A 24,727-nucleotide genomic window follows, 5' to 3' on the forward strand; every position below is an offset into this window, starting at 1 on the left:
GCTTCGGGCCGCGGTTTCTGTCTCACCCGCCGCCCCAGGCGCGGGCCGAGACAATCTCTGGTTGATATTCTCTAATGCGAGTATCTCTAAAGCACACAACGGTTTTGCCGATACTGTTTGCAGCCCTGGAAGTGCAAGGAGGTCCGATGCTGAAAAAGAAACTGATGCACAAAATACTGGCCATCATAGGGGTCACCCTTGGCATAGGCATAAGTATCGTAGGCTTTCTGGCGATCTGGCTGCAGTACCAGGCCAGCATGGATCTACAGGTGAAAAACAGCCACACCATGATCAAGGTGATCGTGAACGAGATCGCCGAGTTCATGGTGAAGGACGACTCCAAGGCGGTGCTCAACCTCGCCAAGGTCGCCAAGGATCAGCACTTCGGTTTCGACCTGAAGATCTACGGCGCCGAGGCGAAGGATCCGGCAACCGGGACCGTCAACCAGGAGGTTTTGAAGGCCCTCTCCAGCGGCAAGGTCCTGGAAACCCGCCTGGTGCAAGACGGTGAGCACCTGCTGCGCTCCGTGGTCCCGCTCGCCAACGAGCAGCGCTGCAAGCAGTGCCACGACGGCCAGGGGAACTACCTGGGCGCGGTGGTGCTGAGCTCGTCGCTGGAGCACGGCTACCAGAGCGCGGTCCGCATGACCCTCATGCTGGTGCTGGCAGGGTGCTGCTTCTTTGCCGTGATGATGGCCAGCATGTACCTCTTCTTCAAGAAAACCATCGTGCGCGACCTTCTCAACTTCTCCGCGAAGCTCAAGGACATCGCCGAAGGGGAGGGGGATCTCACCAAGGAGATCGCCATCAACTCGGAGGACGAGATCGGCGATCTGGCCGGGCACATCAACCACCTGGTGCGCAAGCTGCGCGAGACCATTTCCGTCCTGTACCAATTGGCCGAGAACATCTCGGTGTCGTTGTGCCAGGTCTCGGACCGTACCCAACGCACCCTGGTTTCGGTGGCCGAGCAGAAGGACCGCTCCCAGTCGGTGGCGGTGGCCTCGGAGGAGATGGCCGCCACCCTCAACGTCGTGGCCGGCAACACCCACCAGGCAGCCGGGTTCTCGGCCCAGGTGGACCAGGCGGCAAACGAGGGGATGACGGTCGTGGACGCGGCCTTTGGCAGCATCGAATCGGTGCGCGAGAACGTGACCCAGACCCTGGAAACGGTGGGCAAGCTGGAAAGCTCCTCGGCGCGCATCGGCGACATCATCAGCCTCATCGAGGACATCGCGGACCAGACGAAGCTTTTGGCACTGAACGCTGCCATCGAGGCGGCACGGGCCGGGGATCACGGCCGGGGCTTTGCGGTGGTGGCCGACGAGGTTAAGACCCTCTCGGAGCGGACCGCCACCTCCACCAAGGAGATCGCCGAGATCATCGGCACCATCGAGGTGGAGAGCCGTGCGGCAGCCCGCTCCATCGGCGAGGAACAGGTGCGGGTCGCCGAGGGGGTGGAGAAAACCGGCGCGGCACGGCAGTGCCTGGAGCGCATCCTGTCCCTGGCAGGGGAGACCGCAGGGCTCATCAACCAGATTGCCTCGGCGACCGAAGAGCAGAGCGCGACCACCAACGAGATTTCCGAGAAGATCCACGGCGTCTCCCAGGCCGCCGTGCTGGTGCACCAGGACATGCAGTCGAGCGAAAAGGCCTGCATCATGTTAAGCGGCGTCGCCGAGCAGATCTTCTCCACCGTCGGCAAGTTCAGCGTCGGCAACCGGCACGATGCCATGAAGGACCTGGCCCGCGAACTGCGCGACCGGGCGGTTGCCGCGCTGGGGCGTGCCCTTGCCGAGAACCGGATCTCGGCTGCCGACCTTGCCGACCGCAACTACCGCCCCATCCCCGGAACGGCTCCCCAGAAATACAACACCGCCTTCGACAAGCTTTTCGACCAGATCATCTCGCCGATCCAGGAGGAGGTGCTGGCGCGTCAGAAAACGGTGCTGTTCGCCATCGTGGTCGACGACCACGGCTACGTGGCCAGCCACAACCTGCGCTACAGCAAGCCCCTGACGGGCGACCCGGAGGCCGACAAGATCAACAACCGGACCAAGCGCATCTTCAACGACAAGACCGGGCTCAGGGCCGCGCAGAACACCGAGCCATTCCTGCTGCAGACCTACCTGCGTGACACCGGCGAGGTCATCAACGACCTCTCCACGCCGATCTACTTCAACAACAGGCACTGGGGCGCAGTACGCATAGGTTACCAGGCGGAATAAACTTAAGACATCAGGAGCTACTTACAGGGAAAGACCGTATCGGTCACCCGTAATTCCACAACCTGAGACTTACCCAGATTCAACCAAGGCCGTACCGTTCAAACGGGCGGCCTTTCTCATTTCTCCACATCTGGATCCAGCAAAAGCGCAAGAAATCACACGCCTTTGACAGAAAGTGTTTCTGTCTTACAATTGCGAGGCCGCCCAAAGGCCTTTCACTGTCAGCAGATGCTTGCCTCCTGAGGGCGACTGTGCCGGCTGGTCCTGTGGGCTTTCCTGTCTGACAGAGTTTTTTGCTCTTGACGGGGCGTGCGTTCAGGATTAGATTGCATACTGTATACAGTGTGCTCTACCCGAAGCCGGGTGCGGGAGAGACCTTCCGGCTCGGGCCCGCCGGCAGGTGGACAGCAGGTACCTCGGTTTGCCTCAGGGACATTTAACCTTGACTATGTAAACGCTGTTGAGTAGAATCCGGTTCTACTTTGACCCGGAGACCCTAAGATTGTGAAGATTCCCGCCGCGGAAGTCTGCCGTGGTATCGTTGAACTTTAAGTAGTTTCCGAAGGTTGACTGGCATTTTCTGTAAACAATAAAACAAAACAGGAGGAAGAAGATGTCTGAGTACGGCACCCTGCAAGACCGCGTACAGTGCAAATCCCTTTTGAGCAAGGTCATGACCCCCGAGCAGACCATCCCGTTCTTCAAGGCGGGGATGAACCTCGGCTGGTCCGGCTTCACCCCGGCCGGTTACCCGAAAGTCGTGCCCATCGCGCTCGCCAACCACGTCGAGCAGAACAACCTGCAGGGCAAGCTGAAGTTCAACCTCTTCATCGGTGCCTCCGTCGGTGCCGAGACCGAAGACCGTTGGGCTACCCTGGACATGATCGACCGCCGCTGGCCCTACCAGACCGGTAAGAACATCGCCGCCGGCATCAACGAGGGGCGCATCCGCATGGGTGACAAGCACCTCTCCCTGTTCGCCCAGGACCTGGGCTACGGCTTCTACACCAAGGACTCGGAGACCGGCAAGCTTGACCTCGCAATCATCGAGGTGTCCGCCATCAAAGAAGACGGCTCCCTGGTCCCCACCTCCTCCTGTGGCGTCATCCCCGAGATCCTCATGATCTGCGACAAGATCATCGTCGAGGTGAACACCGGCCAGCCTTCCTTCGAAGGGATCCACGACCTGATCACCCCGCTCACCCCGCCCAACCGCCAGGTGTTCGACATCACCCACGCCGGTTCCCGCATCGGTGGCACCTCGATCCCCTGCGATCCCTCCAAGATCGTCGCGGTGGTCGAGTCCAAGCTGCGCGACCAGGGGCGTGCCTTCGCCGAGCAGGACGACACCTCCGAGGCGATCGCGGGCCACATCATCGAGTTCTTCACCCAGGAGGTTAAGGCGGGCCGTCTGCCCAAGAACCTGCTGCCGATCCAGTCGGGCGTAGGCTCCATCGCCAACGCCGTCATCGGCGGCCTGGCCAAGGGCCCCTTCTCCAACCTGACCGTGTACACCGAGGTGCTCCAGGACACCATGCTGGACCTCTTCGACTCGGGCAAGCTGGACATGGCGTCCTCCTGCTCGCTCTCCCTGTCGGCGAGCCCGGGCTTCCCGCGCTTCTTCGAGAACATGGACAAGTACTTCGACAAGATCGTGCTGCGTCCGCTCTCCATCTCCAACGCCCCGGAGCCGATCCGCCGCTTGGGTTGCATCGCCATGAACACCCCGGTCGAGATCGACATCTACGCACACGCCAACTCCACCCTGGTCGGCGGTACCCGCATGATCAACGGCCTGGGCGGCTCGGGCGACTTCCTTAGAAACGGCTTCCTGAAGATGATGCACACCCCGTCGAGCCGTCCCTCCAAGACCGACCCGAACGGTATCTCCTGCGTCGTGCCGCACTGCTCGCACATCGACCACACCGAGCACGACCTCGACTGCGTCATCACCGAGCAGGGGCTGGCCGACCTGCGTGGCCTGGCTCCGAAGGATCGCGCCCGCCGCATCATCGAGAAGTGCGCCCACCCGGACTACAAGGACCAGCTGACCGAGTACCTGAACATCGCTGAGGCCGACTGCCTCCGCCGCAAGGTGGGGCACGAGCCGCAGCTGTGGGACCGCGCCTTCAAGATGCACCTGAACCTGGAGCGCAACGGCACCATGAAGCTCAAGAACTGGGACGTGAAGATCGACCTCTGCGAATAGTCCCGCTCGCAGCATACGACGAAAAGATGCCCCGCCAGAACTGGCGGGGCATCTTTTTTTGTGCCCTGTTCAGAAACCGTTGCCGGCCCGGCGCACCGGGCCCGGCGGGGACCCGCCGGCTGGTGCAGGTGGGGGAGTGGGGGGGGGCGCCGTGGGGAGCGCTGCAGCCTCGGCACCGGAGACGGCGGACGGTTCCGCCGCGTCAGCCGCCCCGTCGCTCTCGGCAGCTTCCGGACTCGCCGGTTGCATGAGGTCGGCCACCATCTTCAACAGCGCTTCAGGTGAACAGGGTTTGGCGATGAAGTTGTCGTGGCCGAAGCGCACCCCCTTGCGGTTCACGTCGTCCGGGGTGTAGCCGCTGGTGAAAAGCACCTTGATTCCCGCCTTGAGCTGGGCGATCTCGGTGTAGGCCTCCTTGCCGTTCAGCTTGGGCATCACCACATCCATGATCACCAGCTGGATGCGGTCACGGTGGGCGCGGAACTTCTCCAGGGCATCCTCGCCGTCCACCGCTTCGATCACCTGGTACCCCTGCCCCTCGAGCACCTGGCAGGTCAACAGCCGGACCTCGGGGGCATCTTCCACCACGAGGACGGTGCCGCTGCCGCGCGTGGCGGAGGTCGCGGTGAGAACCGGGGCTGCGCTTTGCAGGGTCTCCGCGGGGATCGGGAGGTGGATCGAGAAGGTGGTCCCTTGGCCGGGTTCGCTGGCGATGTCGATGAAACCGCTATGCTGCTGCACGATCCCGTACACGATGGCGAGCCCCAGCCCCGTCCCTTTGCCCACCTCCTTGGTGGTGTAGAACGGTTCGAAGATGCGCGCCCTGGTGGTGGCGTCCATCCCCTTGCCGGTGTCGCTGATGGTCAGCGTGGCGTAACTTCCCGCCGGTGCGTCGCCAAAGCCGGGGCCGGGAGAGGGGCCGAGTTCGGTGCGGCCGGTAGTGATGGTGAGTACCCCGCAGTGTTCCATGGCGTCCCGCGCGTTGGTCGCCAGGTTCATGAGGATCTGGTCGATCTGGCCGGCATCGGCCACGATGGGGAGCGGTTGGTCGGCGTAGCGCAGCACCAGTTCGATTTCCTCGGAGATCAGCCGGCGCAAAAGCCTCTCCATGCGCTCTACGATGCTGTTGAGCTCCAGGGGCTGCAGGTTTATGGGCTGCTTGCGGCTGAAGGAGAGCAGTCCCTTGGTGAGGTGGGTGGCGCGGTCCGAGGCGAGCAGCACCTCGTCGAGGAACTTGCCTGCCGGGTTGTCGCTGTCAAGGTGCATGCGCGCCAGCGTGGCGAAGCCGATGATCGCGGTCAGGAGGTTGTTGAAATCGTGGGCCACCCCGCCCGCCAGTTGCCCTACCGCCTCCATCTTCTGGGACTGGCGCATCTGTTCCGAGCGCTGCTTCTCGAGGTCGATGTAGCGCGCGTTGCGGATGCTCATCCCGATCACCGGGGCGATCCCCATCATGAGGCTCAGGTCGCTTTGCACCAGGGCCTTCTTGGTTCTGATGTTGTCCACCGCCAAGACACCGAGCGACTCCCCCTCGCAGACGATGGGGCAGCACAAAAAGGACTGGGCGCCGATATCGTCGGCGAAGCTCTGGCTGCGGGGCGAATGTACCTCGGCCACCTCGGAGAAGTCGTTGATGAGCAGCGGCTTGCGCTCCCTGAAGCAGGTCACGAACACGCCGCGGGACTCGGGGTTGTTCAGGTTGAAGGAGGCCTTGCGCAGCACGGCAAGCTCCTCCTCCGAATAACCGAAACCGATGCGGAAACTCAGTCGTTTGCTGTCCAGGTCGGCAAGCAGGATCAGGGCCCGGTCGTAGCTCAGCCGGTTTTCCAGGGCGCGCACCACGTTTTCCAGCACCTCATCGATACCGGCCTGGCAGCTGATCGCCTGACCGACTTCGTTCACCATGACCGCGTTTTTGTAGTTGGTGCCGCTTTGGTCCAGGAGCTCGTCCGTCGACTCCTTCAGGCTTGCCAGGGCGGAAACCAGGGTGTCTTTTTCCAACCGGTTGGCGGCGCAGGAGCAACCCATGAAGCTGAACAGGGAGCTGAGGACCAGGGCAAAGGAAAGGCGGGGGGAAAAAGGGGCCATGGCGAGTGCCGCGCCGCCGAGGGCGGGAACCAGGTAGTTCCTGATCCGGCGCACTCGCAGGTAGAGCGGTTCCTTCCAGGAGACCAGGTAGCGGCAGCTCGCGCCGCCTTCGAAGATGCATTCGGGATGTCGGATCTCGGCGGGACTGCAGTCGAAGGTCCCCAGGATCGCCTCGAAGAAACCGAGGCGGTTTTCGCACTGGAAGGGGCTTTCGCTGACGCCGGGTGCGGGGGTGACGATGATCTCGATCTTGTTCGAACTGATGCGCCTGCTCTGGTAGGTGGCGGAACGGGTCAGGCTGGCGCAGGCCTTTTCCAGTGCGGAAAAGGCGTTGCCGGGTCCGATCAGCCCGAGCAGGTACTTCTTGAGGACCCCGAGCCCCTGCACCGACGCGGCAAACTGCCCTGCCTCGCGCGCGATGCTCTGGTTGCCGGTGGCATGCATGAGGCCGCTTACGAACCGGTTGACCTGGCTTTGGGTGAACCAGTGCCCGAGGTCACTCACCTCGTACGGCTCGATTCCTGCCTCCCGGAAGAGACGTTTCAGGTCCACCCCGGGATAGCGTCGCTCCACCAACTTGACGTAGGCGTTGGTGATGCGGCTGTTGTAGAGGGGGCGTTCGCTCATCGTCGGGGGACTCCGGGGAGAGTGACGGGCGTGGACTATAGGTCTTACGCAACGGCTGCCAAAACGACCCGCGCAGGCATAAGAGGTTTCCTACAATGCGGTGCGGATTGCGCCAGTTTACTCTATTAATCGACAAGGGCAAGAAAAAAGCTGAGCAAAATCGCCAATGTGATCGAAAATTAATCAAAAAGTATATGGGGAGGTGGTCAGGGAGGTTTTTTCGGCGTTTCGGAGCGCTACCGCGGGGGCAAAAGGGGCGAAGCTTAGCTGCGGGCCTTGGGATGGGCCTTGTCATAGACCTCCATGAGCCGGTCGATGCTCACGTGGGTGTACTTTTGCGTGGTGGAGAGAGAGGCGTGCCCCAGAAGTTCCTGGATGGCGCGCAGGTCGGCCCCCCCCTCGAGCAGGTGGGTGGCGAAGGTGTGCCTCAGGGTGTGGGGGGAAACCTTGCGCATGGCCGCGATGAGGAGCATGTGGGCGTCCACGATGCGCGCCACCGAGCGCCGGGTGAGCCGCCCCCCGCGCGCGTTCACGAAGAGCGGCAGTTCGGCGGGCGGATTACCGCGCTCCTCGAGGTAGTCTTTCAGTGCCTGGCGCGCGTAGCTCCCCACCGGAACGATGCGCTCATTGCCACCCTTGCCGAGCACCCGGGCCAGTCCCCCCTCGAGGTCGAGGTTCACGACGTCCATCCCGGTCAGCTCGCTTACCCTGATGCCGCAGGAATAGAGGGTTTCCAGGACGGCCCGGTCGCGCAGCGGCAAAAGGCCGGCGTCACCTGGTGCCTGTACCAGGGTGGTCACCTGGTCGATATTCAGGTGAAAGGGGAGGCGTTTCTCTTTTTTGGGGGTGGCAACGAGTTCGGCTGGGTTCTTCTCAAGGCGCCCTTCGCGCATCAGGAAACGGAACAGGGCCCGCAGCGCCGAAAGCTTGCGCCCGAGCGAGCTCTTCGCGAGCCCCTTGTGGCGCTGGGCCAGGTAGCGCCGGATGGTCAGGTGGTCCACCTGGTCCGGAGAGCTTAATCCCTGCGCCTCGAGGAACTGGGTGAACTGTTCCAGGTCGCTGCGGTAGGCCGCCACGGTGTGGGCCGAGCTGTTGCGCTCGTTTTCCAGGTAGCGGAGAAATTGCTCGATGGCCGCTTTCATGGTATGTCAGTTAACCACAAGCGCCAGGCGCTGTACATTAAAATCATCAGGCGAGGGAGTCATGCACAAGGTTTCGCTGCAACGGGTGGCGAGCTATCGGCCCGAGGAAGTCCGGCAGGGGGTGGCGAGGCTGCTGGAACCTCTCGGGGGGATGGAGCGCTTCGTACGTCCCGGCGAGCGGGTGCTCATCAAGCCGAACCTGCTGTCGGCCAAGCCGCCGGAGGCGGCGGTAACCACCCATCCCGAAGTCCTGCGCGCCGTGATCCTGGAGGTGCAGCGCGTCGGAGGGGTGGCGCTGGTGGGGGATTCCCCGGGCATCGGCAGCGCGCGCAAGGTTGCCGAACGCTCCGGGATACTCGCGGTCATCGAGGAGACCGGAGCGGAGTTCGTGCCGTTTACCGAGGTGCGAGCGGTAAAGGGGAGCGGCACCTTCCGCGAGTTCGAGCTGGCGCGACCCTACCTGGAGGCGGACCGGCTCATCAACCTCCCCAAGCTGAAGACCCACGAGATGATGACCCTTACCTGCTGCGTGAAAAACCTCTTCGGCGCGGTGGTGGGGACCCAGAAGGCAGCCTGGCACCTGAGGGCGGGTGCCGACAAGGAGCTCTTCGCCCGCATGCTTGTCGAGGTCTACCTGTTGCGCGAGCCGGATCTCAACATCGTCGACGCGGTGCTGGCCATGGAGGGGAACGGCCCGGGGAGCGGGGACCCCTGCGACGTCGGGCTACTCTTCGCGGGAGAGAACGCGGTTGCCGTGGACCTGGTCGCGGCCGAGCTCGCCGGCATCCCGAGGAAGCTCCTCTACGTGGAGAACGCGGCCCGCGAGCGGGGTTTGCCCGGGGCGCGTCGGGAAGAGATCGAAACGGTGGGGTGTTCCCGTGACGAGCTGCAGCTGCGGCTGCTCAAGCTGCCGCACCTCTCCGATGTCCAGTTCGGTCTCCCGGGCTTTTTGAAGAACCGGCTGCGTCATCAATTCACTGCGCGTCCCGAGGTGGATACGACCAAGTGCGAGCTTTGCGGTGTCTGCCTGAAGAGTTGCCCCCCCGACGCGATACGTATCGAGGGGGGAAGGCTGCGCTTCAACTACCAGCGCTGCATCCGCTGCTTCTGCTGCCGCGAGCTCTGCCCGCACGCAGCCCTCACCCTGAAGGACGGCACCCTGCTCTCCCTGACCAAGAAGCTCCGGAGAGGGTGAAGGCCCTCATCCCCAGTGGCAAGCTCCGAATGCCACGGCGCCAAAGCTCTGGTGCCGTTGGCCCAAAGGCTTGGCCCGCGCGGTAAACCGTCAGACGCTCTAGCGGCCGAGCTGGTCAGGGTCAGGAATGCTGAAATGGCGTGAGCCAATTTGACAAGGGGAGGGGGGGTGATTATCATTATGGGCATCCTCCAGGAAGCCTTAGCGAGGGAAACAAATCCAACAGCGAGAAGGAGGCAAATCGAACATGTGGACACAACATTATATGGTTCGCCCGGTAACCCGCTGCAAAGAGGGTTGCCCTAGTTAGCCCGCCGGCTCAAGCGGCGGGCGCACCCCAGAGGCCCCCTGGTCACACGAACAGGGGGCTTTTTCCGTTTCTGCCCCGTCCACGACCGGTGCGGAGGTGTTTCGGGCCACGGGGGCTGCGGCAGTTCCCACCGCCCTTGAAGCCGCGCCAGAAGTGCAGTCCGCCCTCAAACCGCGCTCCGCAGCGGCTGTGCCCTGTATCCCTTTGAATTGACAAGGACACGGCTTTCCGCTATTCTGCAGCTCCCGCACTCCGTGCGGAAAATCACCGGAAGGGCATTCATGACCAAAGTACTCGTACTCCTCCTGGCGCTGGTCTGCGCCGGGACCGCCTCTGCCGGCCAGTCAACCCTGAGTCTGGGGAACCTGGCAGGCTACCCGGAGGCTTCCCGGCAGGAGAGCCGGGGACATCTGCAGCTCGCTTCCGCGCTCACCGAGGCGGACCGGGGTCGCTCGAGCGATGCCGATATCAGCGAGCTGCCCGACGCTGACGACCTGGCCAGCGCCGACCTCGACCTGAAACTGCCGGAAGAGGAACTGCCGGATTCGGATATCCCGCTTACCTTCAACTCCAAGGTTTCCTTCTTTGTCAGGTACTTCCAGAACTCGGGCCGTGACTCCTTTGCCCGCTGGCTCTCCCGCAGCGAGCGCTACATCCCGATGATGCGCGAGGTGCTCAAGAAGGAAGGGCTCCCCGAAGACCTGGTCTACCTGGCAATGATCGAGAGTGGCTTCTCGCCGCACGCCTACTCAGTGGCAAGCGCCGTGGGCCCCTGGCAGTTCATGTCGGGGACCGGCAAGCGCTACGCCCTGCGCATCGACAACTGGATCGACGAACGCCGGGACCCGCTCAAATCCTCGGTGGCGGCGGCACTCTACCTGAAGGAACTCTACGCACTCTTCAACAATGACTGGTACCTCGCCGCAGCCGGTTACAACGCGGGCGAGAACAAGATCCTGCGCGCCATCAACATGTACAACACCCGCGACTTCTGGGAGATCTCCAAGGGGGAGTACCTGAAGCGCGAGACCAAGGACTACGTCCCGAAACTCCTTGCTGCGGCGATCATCGCCAAGGAGCCGGCCAAGTACGGGTTCGCTGACGTCGCCTACCTCCCCCCCATCGAGTTCGACACGGTGAAGATCCCCAGCCGCACCGATCTCGAGGTGGTGGCGAAAACGATCGACGTGCCGGTCCAGGTGCTGCGCGAATTGAACCCCGAGCTGCGCCGCTCCACGACCCCGCCCAACTACCCGGACTACCAGCTGAAGATCCCGCGCAACAAGGCGGCGCTCTTTGCCGTCGAGTACGCCAAGATCCCGGAGTCGGAGCGCTTCCAGGAAAGGGTGCGTCACGTGGCCTACCGGGCCAAGCACCGCGACACCCTGCATTCGATCGCCCGGCGCTTCAAGACCACCCCGCAAGCCATTGCCGAGCTGAACAACCTCGGGAAGAGGACCCGCAGCCTGAAAGGGAAGGTGCTCACCGTCCCGGTCCAGGTAGCGGTGGCCCCCGCGGCCGAGGCACCGGCCGCCAGCCAGCCTCGTAGCGAGGCCAAGGCCGAGGTGGTCAACAAGTACTACACGGTGAAAAAAGGGGATACCCTGCACTCGCTCGCCAAGCGCTTCAACGTGACCGCCAAGCTCCTCTCCGCCTGGAACAACCTGAAGATGCGGGTCGCGCTCAAGCCGGGCAAGCGTATCATCGTCGCGAAGTACCAGGAGAAAAACGCGGGCTAACCGCACACTTTATTACAACACTGTACGTACCTGAGTACCTCAGGAAAGGATAACCGCCGATGTACAATCTCCTCATTTCTGCCGTCGCAGCTATCGTCGTCCTCCTCGTGGTCACCCTGGCAATCCATCTCCCGTGGTGGGCCGGGGTGCTGATCGCCACCGTGGTGTTCCTCGCCTGCTTCCTCCTCATCGCCCGCATCATCACCAAGAAACTCGAGGCGATCATGGAACCGGCCATGAAGGACATCCAGGCCCAGCGCTTCGAGAAGGGGATCCGCGACCTGAAGAGCGCCCTTAAGTACGGCAAGTGGCAGATCTACGTCGAGAGCCAGATCAACTCGGCGATCGGCATGGTCTACTTCGTGCGCCGCGAGTTCCAGACCGCCTTCCCCTACCTCGAGAAGGGTTTCTTCAAGAACTGGGTCACCATGGGGATGCTCGCCGTCACCTACATGAAGCGCAACAAGCACGACCAGATGAAGCAGACCTTCGAGAAGGCGGTGATGGCCTCCCCCAAGGAGTCGCTTTTGTGGGCGCTCTACGGTTACTGCCTGAACGAGATCGGTGAGACGGTGAAGGCCTGCGAGGTGCTCGCCAAGGGGGTCGCGAAGCTTCCGGGCGACGAGAACCTGAAACAGAACCTGGAGCTGCTGCGCGAAGGGAAGAAGATGAAGATGAAAGGGTACGGCGAGATGTGGCTGCAGTTCCACCTGGAGAGCCTCGCCACTCTCCAGAAACAGCAGATGGCCGCCATGGGCGGAGGTCGGCGCCGCTTTATACGAAAATAGCTTGTCAACTGCCGCTAAATGTGGCAAATTGAGCTGTTTTTCCGGACGGGCATCTTGCCCGTCTTTTATTTTAGCGGCAGCCATTTTTAAAGGAGCAATCTGAAATGCAGGAAAAGATTAGAAATATAGCGATCATAGCACACGTTGACCACGGCAAGACTACCCTGGTCGACGCCATGCTGAAGCAGTCCGGCGTATTCCGCGAGAACGAGGCGATCACCGAAAGGGTGATGGACTCCAACGACCTCGAGAAGGAGCGCGGCATCACCATCCTCGCCAAGAACCTCTCCATCCACCATGGCGACTACAAGATCAACATCGTGGACACCCCGGGCCACGCCGACTTCGGCGGCGAGGTAGAGCGCGTCTTGAAGATGGTCGACTCGGTGCTCCTCTTGGTGGACGCCCTGGACGGGCCGATGCCCCAGACCCGCTTCGTGTTGAAGAAGTCCCTCGACCTGGGGCTGCGTCCCATCGTGGTGATCAACAAGGTGGACCGCCCGGGTGCCCGCCCCTCGGAGGTCGTCGACATGGTGTTCGACCTCTTCTGCGAACTGCAGGCCTCCGACGCCCAGCTCGACTTCGCCATCTGCTACACCTCGGCGAAGATGGGGTACGCGATGCGCGAGATGGATCAGCCCTCCGAGAACATGGAGCCGCTCTTCGAGCTCATCAAGGACAACGTGCACCCGCCCGAGGGGAACCCGGACGCGCCGTTCCAGCTCCTGGTCACCAACATCGACTACAACGACTACATCGGCCGCATCGCGACCGGCAAGATCTTCAACGGCAAGGTGACCGCCGGCGAGACCGTGGCGCTCATCAAGCGCGACGGCGCCATCTCCAAGGCCCGCGTCACCAAGCTCCTGGGGTACGAAGGGCTCAAGCAGGTGGAGATCGCCGAGGCCTTCACCGGCGACATCGTCACCATCGCCGGCTTCACCGAGGTCGGGATCGGCGAGACCCTGGCTTCGGCAGCCGATCCCCTGCCGCTTCCCTACGTGGCTATCGACGAGCCGACCCTGTCCATGAACTTCATCGTCAACTCCTCGCCCTTCGCCGGCCGCGAAGGGAAGCTGGTCACCTCGCGCAACATCCGCGAGCGCCTGGACCGCGAGCTGCGGACCAACGTCTCCCTGAGGGTTGCCGACACCTCCAACGCGGACACCTTCCAGGTCTCCGGCCGCGGCGAATTGCACCTCTCCATCCTCATCGAGAACATGCGCCGTGAAGGGTTCGAGATGGCGGTTTCCAAGCCCGAGGTCATCATGCGCATGGTCGAAGGTGTGCGTCACGAGCCGATGGAGTACCTGGTGGTTGACGTCCCCGCCGAGTACCAGGGTGTCATCATCGAGCGCATGGGGCCGCGCAAGGGTGAGATGGCCGCCATGAACCCGATGGGCGAGACCGTGCGCCTCGAGTTCATCGTTCCGGCGCGCGGCCTGATCGGGCTGCGTGGCGAGTTCCTTACCGAGACCCGCGGCACTGCGGTGATCACCCACACCTTCCACGAGTACGCTCCCTACAAGGGGGAGATCCCGGGCAGGAAAAACGGGGTCCTCATTGCGATGGAACAGGGTGAGACCACCGCCTACTCGCTCGACTCACTGCAGCCGCGCGGCGTGCTCTTCCTCGGCCCCGGCGTCGAGGTGTACGGTGGCATGATCATCGGACAGCACGCCAAGGACAACGACCTGGAAGTGAACCCGTGCAAGGGTAAGAAGCTCACCAACGTGCGCGCCTCCGGGAGCGACGACGCCATCAAGCTCACCCCGCCGCGGCTGCTCACCCTGGAGCAGGCCCTCGAGTTCATCGACGAGGACGAACTGGTCGAGGTGACCCCGGTGTCCATCCGCCTGCGGAAAAAGGTGCTGGACCCGACCATGCGCAAGCGCGCCAACAAGAGCTAGACCGGAACCACCCGGGCGTGGTCCGCCACGCCCGGGTGTCCTCACCACCACGAGCAGGTCCATCCACGAAAAGGAGTCGCTCATGACCCTGCGAGCCTATGCGTACCTTGTCGTTTGCTCCAGCCTCGTTCTGCTTACCGCCTGCGCCGCGACCACGCCGCCCCCAAAGACCGCCCAGGCTTCCTTCAACGACGGCGAGACTGCCCTGGCCGCGCACCGCTACGAAGTCGCCATTGCCGAGTTCAAGAAGGTCCGCGAGAGCTACAGCTCGCCCGAACTTTCCACTCAAGCCGAGCTGAAGATTGCCGATGCACACTTTGACAACAAGGCGTACATCGAGGCAGCCGCGGCCTACGACGATTTCCGCAAGCTGCATCCCAGCAACGACAAGCTCCCCTACGCCATGTACCGGCTTGCCCTGAGCCACTACAACCAGATCACCGGGATCGACACCGACCAGACCCCGGTGAAAAACGCGGTGGCGGCCTTCGAGAACTTCCTGAACCGCTACCCGGATTCGCCGTATGCACCGGAAGCCCGTCAGAAGCTTGCCGATTGCAAGGCGAAGCAGCTGGATTACGAGAACTACGTGGGGAACTTCTACCTGAGGACCGGGAAGTACGGCTCCGCCATCAAGCGTCTCAACGAGGCGCTGCTGCGCTTCGCCAATCTCCCGAAGCTGGACCAGACCCTGTTCTACCTGGCCAAGGCGTACCAGGAGTCCGGCGACAAGGAGCAGGCTCGCAAGACTCTGAAGCGCCTGGAGACTGAGTTCCCGCAAAGCCCCTTGAACCGCGAGGCCGCCAAGCTGAAGCTCGGCTTTGCCGGCTCCTCCTCGCCGCGCGGTTGATCAACCGGAGGGAAAAAGAGATATGGCAGAAGAAAAGAAAGAGCCCTGGCTCAACTACCTGGCACTCAGCACCATCGTCCTGGCGGTCTGCGCCACCATGGCGACCTTCAAAGGGGGGGGCTACTCGACCCGTTCTGTCTTGAGCCAGACCCAGGCCTCCGACCAGTGGGCCTTCTTCCAGTCCAAGAGCATCAAGGGTTACCTGTACGAGATGCAGAAGGACCAGATGGAGATGCAGCTTAAGACCCTGAACGGCAAGCTCTCTCCGGAGCTCGCGGCCGAGTACCAGAAGAAGATCGACGGCTACGGCTCGAAGATCGCCAAATACGAGTCCGAGAAGACCAAGATCCAGACGGACGCCAAGAAACTCGAGGAGGTGCGCGACGATGCGCAGCGCCACGGCAAAGCCTTCGGGGTTGCCGTGATCTTCCTGCAGATCGCGATCCTGTTCTCCTCGATTGCGGCCCTTTTAAAAAAGAAGTACATCTGGGTCCTCGGGGTGATCGTGGGCGCCTACGGCATCCTGCAGTTCGCGAACGGGTTCTTCCTGTTCATGTAGCGTCTGCGGCTCCGCCAGTTGGGACTGGCTCCGCAGGTGCCTGTCCCCCTGGTCCCGACTGCGTGGCCACTCATCAAAAGAGCGGGCTCTCCTTTTTAGGGGAGCCCGCTCTTTTTTTGTCCGCGATGGTTGCAGGTTTTCAGCTCGACATGCTTCCGGTGGCTTGGCCCATCAATTCCAGCATGGTTGCGCCCATCTTGGTCGGGCTCGGCGAGACCGCCACGCCACACTCGCTGAGTACCCGAATCTTGTCCGCGGCGCGCCCCTTGCCGCCGGTGATGATAGCGCCGGCGTGCCCCATGCGCTTGCCGGGAGGTGCGGTCACCCCCGCGATGAAGGCGGCCACCGGCTTTGTCATATTGGCCTTGATCCAGTAAGCGGCTTCTTCCTCAGCGCTGCCGCCGATCTCGCCGATCATGAAGACCCCGTCGGTGTCGGGATCCTCGTTGAAGAGCTTCAGGACATCGATGAAGTTGGTGCCGATGATCGGGTCGCCGCCGATCCCTACGCCGCTCGATTGCCCGAGGCCCGCGTCGGTGAGCTGCTTTACCGCCTCGTAGGTGAGTGTGCCGGAGCGCGAGACCACGCCGATCCGACCTGGTTTGTGAATGTAGCCGGGCATGATACCCACCTTGCACTGGCCGGGGGTGATCACCCCGGGACAGTTGGGGCCGACCAGGCGCATCCTGGACTGAGCGAGGAGCGCCTTCACCGGCACCATGTCGCGCACCGGGATCCCCTCGGTGATACAGACCGCGAGCTGGAGTCCGGCGTCGGCAGCTTCCAGGATGGCGTCGGCCGCACCCGGCGGCGGGACGAAGATCATCGAGACGGTGGCGCAGGTATAACGCACCGCCTCCTCCACCGTGTTGAAGACCGGGATCCCCTCGATGTGGATTCCGCCTTTGCCGGGGGTTACTCCGGCGACGACCTGGGTGCCGTACTCCCGGCACTGGCGGGTATGGAAGAGCCCACTCCTGCCGGTGATCCCCTGTACCACGACCCGCGACTGGTTGTTGATCAGTATGGACATGACGATCCCCCAAACGTCCGATCTAAGTTCTCTGTTCTAAGTATAGGTGCGAGCTGGTGACGGTGGCCTCGCCTCCGTCTTGCCGTAGCGTCGCTACTCCCTCAGCATGGCAACGATCTTCGCCGCGCCGTCGCCCAGGTTGTCCGCGCTCTGCACGTTGAGGCCGGACTCGGCCAGAAGCCGCTTTCCTTCCTCTACCTGGCTCCCGTCCATGCGCACCACGATGGGAAGGGTGCAGTTCACCTCGCCCGCCGCCTCGATGATCCCCAGGGCGATCACGTCGCAGCGCATGATGCCGCCGAAAATGTTGACGAACACCCCGCGGGCGTCGGCGTCCTCCAGGATGATCTTGAAGGCCTCAGCCACCTTCTCGCGGGTAGCCCCGCCCCCCACGTCCAGGAAGTTCGCAGGCTGGCCGCCGTACTCGGCGAGGACATCGAGGGTTGCCATGGCGAGCCCGGCGCCGTTCACCATGCAGCCGATGTTGCCGGAAAGCTTGATGTAGGAGAGGTCGTACTTGCCCGCGTTGATCTCCAGGGTGTCCAACTGCGAGTAGTCCATCATGTCCGGGTACTCGTGGTGCCGGAAGATGGCGTTGTCGTCGAAGCTGATCTTGGCGTCCATGGCCAAAAGCCAGCCGGCCCGGGTCACCACCAGCGGGTTGATCTCGACCAGTACGCAGTCCTTCTCCTGGCAGACCCGGTAGAGGTTCAACATGAGGGTCACGCAGTCCTCGCAGATGCTCCCGGTGAGCCCCAGGCTGATGGCAAGTTTTCGCGCCTGGTAGGGGCGCAGCCCCATCGCCGGGTCGATGGTGAACATGAGGATCTTCTCGGGGCTGCGCTTGGCCACCTCCTCGATGTCTACGCCCCCCTCGGCGCTGGCGATCAGGCAGTAGCGTGAAGAGTTACGATCCAGGGTGATGGAGAGGTAGAATTCGCGCGCCACCTCGACCGCCTCCTCGACCAGGATGCGCCGCACCTTGAGCCCCTCCGGGCCGGTCTGCGGCGTCACCAGCCGCTTGCCGAAGAGCTCCTTGCCGAGATCCTGGGCCTGTTCCGGATGGTGCACCACCTTGACTCCGCCGGCCTTGCCGCGGCCGCCTGCGTAGATCTGGGCTTTGACCACGCAGTGCCCCCCGAGTTCCTTGGCGGCACGCTCCACCTGGTCGGAGGTAAGGGCCACCCGGCCGCGCGGCACCGGGATGCCGTACCCTGCGAGAATCTCCTTGGCCTGGTACTCGTGTATATTCATGGGTTCGCTCCTGGATCTGAATGCCCTGGTCACTGTCGGTTTATTAGAAAGCGGCAACACGCAATGTTTATCACGGAAGCCCCAAAAGGCAAGCAGCCAGGCGCTGCGCCTCGATTTCCAGAACGTATGAGGGGGAAGGTCCCCCCGCCGTCGCGGAGAGTTTTGCGTTGCTTCGTCGGGTCCGGCGAGTGTATAGTCCTCATGAAACGCTTGGCTTGCCCGGGCGTCAGTACATCAGCAGGAGTTTTCATGTCCCAACAGCAGTTTTTCGCCACCACGGCCAAAGGGGTGGAAGAGGTCCTGGCCGCCGAACTGAGTGCTGCCGGAATTCCCGGCGTCGTCCAGGAAAATGGCGGCGTCCGTTTCGCCGGCGGCCTCGAGGCGGCCTATCGCGCCAATCTCTGGTCCCGCACCGCGAGCCGTGTCCTGATGCCGCTCGCCGAGTTTCCCTGCGAGAGCCCGGACGAACTCTACCAGGGGGTGCGCGCCATCGGCTGGACCGAGTTTCTCACCCCGGCTCACACCCTCGCGGTGGACTGCAACCTGCGCGATTCTGCGCTCACCCACTCGGGTTTCGTCGCGTTGAAGACCAAGGATGCCGTGGTGGACGAACTGCGCGACCGGCTGGGGAGCCGCCCCAGCGTCGACACCAAGGACCCGGACCTGCGCATCAACGTGCGCCTTTTCAAAAATCGCTGCACCGTGAGCCTGGACCTCTCGGGGATGCCGCTGGACCGGCGCGGCTACCGCCTGGAGCGCCACGAGGCCCCCTTGAAGGAGAATCTGGCGGCGGCGCTCATCGAGCTCTCCGGCTGGGACTGCAGCACGGCGTTCGTCGATCCCATGTGCGGCACCGGCACCATAGTCATCGAAGCGGCGCTCAAGGCGCTGCGCATTCCCCCCGGCCTGCTGCGCAGAGGCTTCGGTTTCCAGCGCTGGCCGGGATTCGACAAAAAACTCTGGCAGCGCCTGGTGGACGAAGCGCGCCAGGGGGTGCTGAGCACGCTGCCGGCGCCGGTTCTGGGCTCGGATATCTCACACTCCGCGGTCGCCATGGCTCATGAAAATGCCCGGCGCGCCGGTGTCGGTGAGCTCATCACCCTGGGACGCGGGGAACTTGCCGAACTCGCGCCACCTCCGGGACCGGGTGTTCTCGTCTTCAATCCCCCCTACGGCAAGCGCCTTGGTGAGGAGGAGGCCCTGAAACCGCTCTACAAGCAGATCGGCGACACCCTCAAGCAGCGTTGCAAGGGGTATAACGCCTACCTCTTCACCGGGAACCTCGAGCTCGCCAAGTCGGTGGGGCTCAAGGCGTCGCGGCGCATCGTGCTCTTCAACGGGCCCATCGAGTGCCGCCTGTTAAAGTATGAGATGTACTAGCCCTCCGGTGTCATTAAACCTTGACACTAGGTATCTTTTTACCTATAGTTAAATTTCGCTTTTCGGGCCTATAGCTCAGTTGGTTAGAGCTACCGGCTCATAACCGGTCGGTCCCAGGTTCGAGTCCTGGTGGGCCCACCACCCTTAACAATTAGGATGATGTGGGGATGCCCTTAAAGCACCTGGTCAGACGAAAAAATACACGAAAGTGGAGAGAAAGAGTGCACACCGATGAGGTTGCACTCTTTTTCTTTTGTGCGCGATGATTACTCCAAAACTTTCCGATATAGTTGGAATCACTAACAAAATAGCTCCGGCGCAGTTTGCAGAATCCTGGGATAACGTCGGGCTGCAGCTCGGCGACCCTGCCCAGGCGATCTCCCGGATCATGGTGGCACTCGACCCGGGTGCCCCTGCCATCGAGGCCGCCATCGCTGACCGCTGCGATCTTCTGGTGACCCACCATCCCTTCTTCTTCACCCCGCTGAAAAAGATCACCAGTGCCGACGAGACCGGCCGGCTCACGCTGCGCGCCGCGAAGAGCGATCTGGCCATCATCTCGCTGCACACCAACTACGATATCGCCTCCGGCGGAGTGAACGACCTGCTCGCCAGCCGTCTGGGGCTCACTGATCCCCAGCCGCTCAAGATCACCGGTGCGGTGGAGTACCTGAAGCTCGTGGCGTTCGTTCCCACGGGGCATGAGGATGCGCTCCTCAAGGCGCTCTCTCCCTTCATGGTGAACCTGGGGAACTACCGGGATTGCTCCTTCCAGGCCGAGGGGGTAGGCCGCTTCACCCCGCTCGAGGGGGCGAACCCGTTCGTCGGTGCGGTCGGGCGTCCGGAACGTCAGGAGGAGAGTCGGCTCGAGGTGCTCATCTTGAAGCAGAGGCTCTCCGCTGCGGTGCAGGCGCTCAAGGGTGCTCACCCCTACGAGGAGCCCGCCTTCGATCTCTACCCGGTGCTGAACCAGGGGGAGCTGCGTGGGCTGGGGCGGATCGGGGGGCTTGCCGAGCCGGTAACCGCCGGCGCCTTTGCGCAGCAGGTGAAGATGTCCCTTGCGGCTAACGGCGTGCGCCTGGTGGGGGACCCCGAGCGGACCGTCAGGAAAATCGCCCTGTGCGGCGGTTCCGGGGCCTCGCTGCTGCACGAGGCGGCGCGCAAGGGGGCGGATGTCCTGGTGACGGGGGATGTGAAGTATCACGAGGCGCGCGAGGCCGAGGCCCTGGGGATCGCCCTGGTCGACGCCGGGCATTTCGCCACCGAGTTGCCCATGGTTCAGGGACTCGCTGCAGCACTGGTTACGGCGCTCGAGGCACGGAAGTATCAGACAGAAGTAGTGGCGTATCAGGGAGAGCGGGAGCCCTTCAGTTTCTTTTAGGGTTCCCGTTCCTTAAGACATAACAACAAGGTGTTGGGGAGGCGGATTTTGCGGAACAACTTGATAGCGCTGTATGAATTGCAGGAAATTGACCTGCGTATTGACGGACTGGATGGCGAGAAGGCCCAGCTGCTGGCTGAGGCTGCTGCCCTGGAGGCGAAGCTGACCGAGGCGCGCGAGAGGATCGCGGCGCGTCGTGAAGAGTTGGCAACCCTGGAGGCCGACAAAGAGGCCCTCGAGGCGAGCCTTGCCGGCGAGCAGGAAAACATCGTCCGCTCCGAGTCGCATCAGAAGGAAATCAAGACTCAGAAAGAGTACCAGGCCGTCTCCAAAGAGATCGCCACGGCAAAAAAACAGATCACCGAACTGGAGGAGCAGATCCTGCAGAAGGTGAACGCGATCGAGGAAGTAAACGCCGACATCGTCAAGAAAGAGTCCGACCTGGGCGAGCTGGAAGGTAACGTGGCGACCCAGCAGGGCGAGGTGCAGCAGCGCGTCGAGGCGCTCGACTCGGGAATCGCCGCCGACGCCACCAAGCGCGATGCGACGGTGAAGGGGCTGCCGGCTTCCATCATGAAGCGCTACACCCGGCTGCGCGACCAGCGTCGCGGTGTGGCCGTGGTCGAGGCTCGCGAGGGGAACTGCCTGGGGTGCAACATGCACCTGCCGCCGCAGCTCTACAACATGCTGTTCAGGGCCGACGACGTGATCACCTGCCCGCACTGCCAGCGCATCCTGGTCATGCGACCGGCAAACGAGCAGTAATAACGACCGTTCTGCGTTCTATGTCCTACGTTCCAGGTTAAACCCGGAGAGACGCTCGCTGCCAAAGGCACGGGGAGTGGTTCAGGTCTATAACCGAGAACTTGGAACGTAGCACCTGGAACCGAAGTCAGCTTTTTCAGTTTGGCCGAAGCAGACCAGATGGCCGCTGCCTGCCTGGGTTTAGGCACAGGTGGGGGGAGGAAAGTCCGGGCTCCACAGGGCATGGTGCTGGATAACGTCCAGCGGGGGCAACCCCAGGGATAGTGCCACAGAGAGAAGTCCGCCCGCCAAAGCTTCGGCGAGGGCGGGTAAGGGTGAAAGGGTGAGGTAAGAGCTCACCGGGTTCGGCGGTGACGTCGGATGCCAGGTAAACCCCACCAGGAGCAAGACCAAATAGGGAAGCGTCAAGGACGGCCCGTCCGTGCTTCCGGGTTGGTTGCTTGAGGGTGCCGGCAACGGTACTCCTAGATGAATGACCATCGCCCGCCTCCGGGTAACCGGTTGCGGGAACAGAACCCGGCTTACGGGCTGCTTCGGCCAATTTTTCAGCTGCAGAAGCGGTGCAGCCGCGGCTCGGTTCGCTGGTGACAGCGCTGCGGGCCCGGACGCCGCAGTAACCACGCGCCATAGAGGCGAGGTATCAGCCGCCTGTATGGCCTTTTTCTTTCCGATCGGAAGTGGGACAGGTATGAAGGAACTCGGCGCGCACTGGCAGGACGGGGTGCGCGAGGTAGAAAGGGTGCTCGAGGGATTCCCCGAGGAGCGGCTGCCGCGCCTGCGCGAGCTCGCCGATCAGCTCAAGGCGCTCAAATCCAAACTGCAGGAGCTGGTCTCCGCCGTCGAGGCGGGGAGCCACTGCGCGGCCTGCGGCGGAGCCTGCTGCGTGGCCGGCAAGTTCCACGTGAGCCGGGTCGATCTGCTGGTGTACCTCTTGGACCGGTTGTCACTCTTCGAACCGCTCTTCGGCAACGGGCTCTGTCCCTACCTCGCCCCCGACGGCTGCCTGATGCCGGCCGCCTACCGCCCCTTCAACTGCATCACCTTCAACTGTGAACTGATCGAGGACCGGCTCGCCGAAGCTGACCGCACCGCCTTCTACCAGGGCGAGCGGGAGCTTACGCGCTGTTACGCCGAGATCCGCTCCCTATTCCCCGGGCGCTCCATGCACGGCGCGGTCCTCGCCGACTGCCCGGCATGACGCCATTGCTGGGCTTAGACAACCGGAGGCAGTAAACCATGGCAACGATTCACGACCTCGTGCTCGCGCACATCGACAACAAACCGGCCTTCTACGCCCGGATCGAGGAGATCACCCCCGACGTGAAGCCGGGGTGGTGGAAGGTGAGGCTCCTGGTGCTCACCGTTCCCCTGCAGGTCTACACCTGGATCCTGGACGAGAGCCAGGTGAACGGCGCCCCCTTCACCATGGGGGAGACCCCGATCATGCTGGAGAAGGTGGTGCCGCCCGAACCGCCCCAGAAACCGCTCACCCCGGTACACAAGGGGGGCGGCAAGAAAGACAACGTGGTTTCCCTCTTCGACCGCAAAAAGTCCTAAGTATTTCCCGCAGATCCCCTCGGCGGAGGCGCCCGCCTCCGCCTGGTTACCACCCGATGTGTTCTTTTTAACCCTCCGGAATAATTGCCCTATTTTCCCACTTGTTTCCACCTCTCGCTCCACCCTCGTCTCCCCTTGGTTAACTCCGCGGAAAATCTCCGAAAAATTCCTTTTCGTCGGGCACATTTGCCTTGACAACCTAGTGGCCCTCCCGTATAGTTCGTCGGCAAAGTGGTATAAAGTGGTAACAAGTGCCATGAAGTGGTGGAGCTGATATGTTCAGGGGGAAATTCGAAACGTCGATCGATGCCAAGGGGCGCACCAGCATACCCGCGAAATTTCGCGAGGTTCTGGTGGATACCTTTGGTGACGAGCGCTTTTTCCTCACCAAGTCGAGCCCCGTTCGCCTGGGTGACGGCGCGTTCGGCTACGGCCTGGTCATCTACCCCTACCAAAAATTCCTCGAGCTCGAAGAACAGTTGAAGGACGGCAGCGGCTTGGGCTTGAGCCTCGCCGAGCTTGCCGCGGTGAAGCGCACCGTGCTGGTGCCGGCCGTCGAGTGCACCGCCGACAAGCTCGGGCGCGTATTGGTCCCCAACGATCTTCGCAAGAACGCGCTTTTGGAGCGCGAGATCATCTTCGTCGGCATGCAGACCAAGGTTGATGTCTACAGCCAGGCCGTCTGGGCCAAGGTCTGCGAGCAGGACGAGCAGAACTACCCCATCGATTCCCCGGCTCTTGCGGCGCTGGGGCTCTAGATGGAAGACTTCCACCACATATCCGTCCTGCCGGACGAGGTGCTCGCGGGCCTTGCCCCGCACGCCGGCGGGATCTACCTGGACGGCACCCTGGGGGGCGCGGGCCACGCGGGCCTGATCCTCTCCGCCTGCGGGCCGGACGGCATCCTGATCGGCTTCGACCGCGACGCCGACGCCCTCGCGGTGGCCCGGAAGCGGCTGGCCCCCTTCGGCGACCGGGCCCGGCTGGTTCAGAGAAATTTCGCCGAGGCCGCCGCGACGCTTGCCGAACTCGGCATCGACAGGATCGACGGTTTCGTCCTGGACCTCGGGGTCTCCTCCTACCAGCTCGACACCGGCGAGCGCGGCTTCAGCTTTCAGGTCGATGCCCCCCTGGACATGCGCATGGACCGCTCCGACGGCCCGAGTGCCGCTGACCTGGTGAACACCCTTTCCGAGGCGGAGCTCTTCCGGATCATCTCGGAGTACGGCGAGGAGCGCTGGGCCAAGCGGGTGGCCGCCTTCATCGTGGCAGCCCGCGACAAGGAACCGATCCTCACCACCTTCCAGTTGGTGGACGTCATCAAGGGGGCGATCCCCAAGGCGAAGTGGGAGGAGCGTCTGCACCCGGCAACCCGGACCTTCCAGGGGCTGCGCATCGCGGTAAACGACGAACTGGGGAGCCTGGAGCGCGGTCTTAACGACCTGCTCGGCTTCCTGAAAAAGGGGGGGCGTGGCGCGGTGATCTCCTTCCACTCGCTGGAAGACCGCATCGTGAAGAACAGCTTCAGGGCCGCAGCCAGCGGCTGCAGCTGCCCCAAGGAACTCCCGGTCTGCGTCTGCGGTCGCGTGCCGCAGTTCAAGGTGCAAAGCGGCAAACCGCAACGCGCCGGCGATCAGGAATTGGCGGAGAACCCGCGTTCGCGCAGCGCGAAACTGCGGGTCATCGAGAAGATCATCTAAGAAGAGGGTTGT

Annotated in this window: 19 protein-coding genes, 1 tRNA gene and 1 other RNA gene; 17 read left to right on the forward strand and 4 right to left on the reverse strand. The window is 62.8% G+C overall.

The features are described 5' to 3' along the window. Window positions 1–146: 146 nt before the first annotated feature. Together H7688_RS12345 and scpC are read left to right on the forward strand one after the other, a co-directional pair. Window positions 147–2,228 carry a methyl-accepting chemotaxis protein gene (locus H7688_RS12345; protein ID WP_183361421.1) on the forward strand — a complete coding sequence of 694 codons (2,082 nt, stop codon included), beginning with the start codon at window positions 147–149 and terminating at the stop codon, window positions 2,226–2,228. A gap of 613 nt (window positions 2,229–2,841) precedes the next feature. Next, window positions 2,842–4,437, forward strand: a complete 1,596-nt coding sequence (scpC, locus tag H7688_RS12350; RefSeq protein ID WP_183361422.1) for a succinyl-CoA:acetate CoA-transferase ScpC — start codon at window positions 2,842–2,844, stop codon at window positions 4,435–4,437. A gap of 69 nt (window positions 4,438–4,506) precedes the next feature. On the opposite strand, the gene H7688_RS12355 is transcribed toward scpC, so the two are convergent. Together H7688_RS12355 and xerC are read right to left on the reverse strand one after the other, a co-directional pair. Continuing rightward, on the reverse strand, window positions 4,507–7,152 hold the full coding sequence (locus H7688_RS12355) for an ATP-binding protein (RefSeq protein ID WP_183361423.1): 2,646 nt from the start codon (window positions 7,150–7,152) through the stop codon (window positions 4,507–4,509). 263 nt (window positions 7,153–7,415) lie between these two features. Continuing rightward, complete coding sequence (gene xerC, locus H7688_RS12360) at window positions 7,416–8,294, reverse strand: tyrosine recombinase XerC (RefSeq protein WP_183361424.1); 879 nt, start codon at window positions 8,292–8,294, stop codon at window positions 7,416–7,418. Between the two features lie 61 nt (window positions 8,295–8,355). Between xerC and H7688_RS12365 the strand changes: the two genes are divergently transcribed. The 6 genes from H7688_RS12365 (at window position 8,356) to H7688_RS12390 (ending at window position 15,645) form a co-directional block, all read left to right on the forward strand. Then, window positions 8,356–9,489 carry a DUF362 domain-containing protein gene (locus H7688_RS12365; protein ID WP_183361425.1) on the forward strand — a complete coding sequence of 378 codons (1,134 nt, stop codon included), beginning with the start codon at window positions 8,356–8,358 and terminating at the stop codon, window positions 9,487–9,489. A 591-nt stretch (window positions 9,490–10,080) separates the two neighbouring features. Next, the gene (locus H7688_RS12370; protein ID WP_183361426.1) at window positions 10,081–11,538 is read left to right on the forward strand and encodes a lytic transglycosylase domain-containing protein; all 1,458 of its coding nucleotides are present in this window, start codon (window positions 10,081–10,083) and stop codon (window positions 11,536–11,538) included. Between the two features lie 59 nt (window positions 11,539–11,597). Beyond that, window positions 11,598–12,326, forward strand: coding sequence for a tetratricopeptide repeat protein (locus H7688_RS12375; RefSeq protein ID WP_183361427.1), 729 nt, complete (start codon window positions 11,598–11,600; stop codon window positions 12,324–12,326). Between the two features lie 104 nt (window positions 12,327–12,430). Next, complete coding sequence (gene typA / locus H7688_RS12380) at window positions 12,431–14,236, forward strand: translational GTPase TypA (protein ID WP_183361428.1); 1,806 nt, start codon at window positions 12,431–12,433, stop codon at window positions 14,234–14,236. A gap of 82 nt (window positions 14,237–14,318) precedes the next feature. Continuing rightward, window positions 14,319–15,086, forward strand: coding sequence for an outer membrane protein assembly factor BamD (locus H7688_RS12385; RefSeq protein ID WP_183361429.1), 768 nt, complete (start codon window positions 14,319–14,321; stop codon window positions 15,084–15,086). Window positions 15,087–15,108: 22 nt separating this feature from the next. Then, complete coding sequence (locus H7688_RS12390; protein ID WP_183361430.1) at window positions 15,109–15,645, forward strand: DUF4337 domain-containing protein; 537 nt, start codon at window positions 15,109–15,111, stop codon at window positions 15,643–15,645. Between the two features lie 139 nt (window positions 15,646–15,784). Here the strand turns inward: H7688_RS12390 and sucD are convergent, their stop codons facing one another. After that, window positions 15,785–16,678 carry a succinate--CoA ligase subunit alpha gene (gene sucD / locus H7688_RS12395; RefSeq protein ID WP_183361431.1) on the reverse strand — a complete coding sequence of 298 codons (894 nt, stop codon included), beginning with the start codon at window positions 16,676–16,678 and terminating at the stop codon, window positions 15,785–15,787. Window positions 16,679–16,771: 93 nt separating this feature from the next. Continuing rightward, a complete protein-coding gene (gene sucC / locus H7688_RS12400) occupies window positions 16,772–17,932 on the reverse strand; it encodes an ADP-forming succinate--CoA ligase subunit beta (protein WP_183361432.1) in 1,161 nt (386 codons plus the stop codon). Between the two features lie 249 nt (window positions 17,933–18,181). Here sucC and H7688_RS12405 point away from each other — a divergent pair, with 249 nt between their 5' ends. The 9 genes from H7688_RS12405 (at window position 18,182) to rsmH (ending at window position 24,715) form a co-directional block, all read left to right on the forward strand. Continuing rightward, a complete protein-coding gene (locus tag H7688_RS12405; RefSeq protein WP_183361433.1) occupies window positions 18,182–19,312 on the forward strand; it encodes a THUMP domain-containing class I SAM-dependent RNA methyltransferase in 1,131 nt (376 codons plus the stop codon). Window positions 19,313–19,376: 64 nt separating this feature from the next. After that, window positions 19,377–19,453: transfer RNA gene (locus H7688_RS12410), tRNA-Ile, on the forward strand. 121 nt (window positions 19,454–19,574) lie between these two features. Continuing rightward, window positions 19,575–20,693 (forward strand): Nif3-like dinuclear metal center hexameric protein, encoded by a 1,119-nt coding sequence (locus H7688_RS12415; protein WP_183361434.1) that lies wholly within the window; start codon window positions 19,575–19,577, stop codon window positions 20,691–20,693. A gap of 60 nt (window positions 20,694–20,753) precedes the next feature. Further along, window positions 20,754–21,458, forward strand: a complete 705-nt coding sequence (locus tag H7688_RS12420; RefSeq protein ID WP_308470308.1) for a zinc ribbon domain-containing protein — start codon at window positions 20,754–20,756, stop codon at window positions 21,456–21,458. 147 nt (window positions 21,459–21,605) lie between these two features. Next, window positions 21,606–21,997: RNase P RNA component class A (gene rnpB, locus H7688_RS12425), an RNA gene on the forward strand. Window positions 21,998–22,146: 149 nt separating this feature from the next. Then, the gene (locus H7688_RS12430) at window positions 22,147–22,656 is read left to right on the forward strand and encodes a hypothetical protein (protein ID WP_183361436.1); all 510 of its coding nucleotides are present in this window, start codon (window positions 22,147–22,149) and stop codon (window positions 22,654–22,656) included. Window positions 22,657–22,694: 38 nt separating this feature from the next. Beyond that, window positions 22,695–23,015, forward strand: a complete 321-nt coding sequence (locus tag H7688_RS12435; protein WP_183361437.1) for a hypothetical protein — start codon at window positions 22,695–22,697, stop codon at window positions 23,013–23,015. Window positions 23,016–23,290: 275 nt separating this feature from the next. Next, window positions 23,291–23,773, forward strand: a complete 483-nt coding sequence (mraZ, locus tag H7688_RS12440) for a division/cell wall cluster transcriptional repressor MraZ (RefSeq protein WP_183361438.1) — start codon at window positions 23,291–23,293, stop codon at window positions 23,771–23,773. Then, on the forward strand, window positions 23,774–24,715 hold the full coding sequence (gene rsmH, locus H7688_RS12445) for a 16S rRNA (cytosine(1402)-N(4))-methyltransferase RsmH (protein WP_183361439.1): 942 nt from the start codon (window positions 23,774–23,776) through the stop codon (window positions 24,713–24,715). The last annotated feature ends 12 nt before the right edge of the window (window positions 24,716–24,727 follow it).

Origin of the sequence: Geomonas limicola (genome assembly GCF_014193675.1) — a bacterium.
GTDB lineage: Bacteria > Desulfobacterota > Desulfuromonadia > Geobacterales > Geobacteraceae > Geomonas > Geomonas limicola.

What these genes read in the sequence shown, in the direction of transcription:
- H7688_RS12345 (WP_183361421.1), top strand. Translation starts at nt 147, where the DNA reads ATGCTGAAAAAGAAACTGATGCACAAAATACTGGCCATCATAGGGGTC.
- scpC (WP_183361422.1), top strand. Translation starts at nt 2,842, where the DNA reads ATGTCTGAGTACGGCACCCTGCAAGACCGCGTACAGTGCAAATCCCTT.
- H7688_RS12355 (WP_183361423.1), bottom strand. Translation starts at nt 7,152, where the DNA reads ATGAGCGAACGCCCCCTCTACAACAGCCGCATCACCAACGCCTACGTC.
- xerC (WP_183361424.1), bottom strand. Translation starts at nt 8,294, where the DNA reads ATGAAAGCGGCCATCGAGCAATTTCTCCGCTACCTGGAAAACGAGCGC.
- H7688_RS12365 (WP_183361425.1), top strand. Translation starts at nt 8,356, where the DNA reads ATGCACAAGGTTTCGCTGCAACGGGTGGCGAGCTATCGGCCCGAGGAA.
- H7688_RS12370 (WP_183361426.1), top strand. Translation starts at nt 10,081, where the DNA reads ATGACCAAAGTACTCGTACTCCTCCTGGCGCTGGTCTGCGCCGGGACC.
- H7688_RS12375 (WP_183361427.1), top strand. Translation starts at nt 11,598, where the DNA reads ATGTACAATCTCCTCATTTCTGCCGTCGCAGCTATCGTCGTCCTCCTC.
- typA (WP_183361428.1), top strand. Translation starts at nt 12,431, where the DNA reads ATGCAGGAAAAGATTAGAAATATAGCGATCATAGCACACGTTGACCAC.
- H7688_RS12385 (WP_183361429.1), top strand. Translation starts at nt 14,319, where the DNA reads ATGACCCTGCGAGCCTATGCGTACCTTGTCGTTTGCTCCAGCCTCGTT.
- H7688_RS12390 (WP_183361430.1), top strand. Translation starts at nt 15,109, where the DNA reads ATGGCAGAAGAAAAGAAAGAGCCCTGGCTCAACTACCTGGCACTCAGC.
- sucD (WP_183361431.1), bottom strand. Translation starts at nt 16,678, where the DNA reads ATGTCCATACTGATCAACAACCAGTCGCGGGTCGTGGTACAGGGGATC.
- sucC (WP_183361432.1), bottom strand. Translation starts at nt 17,932, where the DNA reads ATGAATATACACGAGTACCAGGCCAAGGAGATTCTCGCAGGGTACGGC.
- H7688_RS12405 (WP_183361433.1), top strand. Translation starts at nt 18,182, where the DNA reads ATGTCCCAACAGCAGTTTTTCGCCACCACGGCCAAAGGGGTGGAAGAG.
- H7688_RS12415 (WP_183361434.1), top strand. Translation starts at nt 19,575, where the DNA reads ATGATTACTCCAAAACTTTCCGATATAGTTGGAATCACTAACAAAATA.
- H7688_RS12430 (WP_183361436.1), top strand. Translation starts at nt 22,147, where the DNA reads ATGAAGGAACTCGGCGCGCACTGGCAGGACGGGGTGCGCGAGGTAGAA.
- H7688_RS12435 (WP_183361437.1), top strand. Translation starts at nt 22,695, where the DNA reads ATGGCAACGATTCACGACCTCGTGCTCGCGCACATCGACAACAAACCG.
- mraZ (WP_183361438.1), top strand. Translation starts at nt 23,291, where the DNA reads ATGTTCAGGGGGAAATTCGAAACGTCGATCGATGCCAAGGGGCGCACC.
- rsmH (WP_183361439.1), top strand. Translation starts at nt 23,774, where the DNA reads ATGGAAGACTTCCACCACATATCCGTCCTGCCGGACGAGGTGCTCGCG.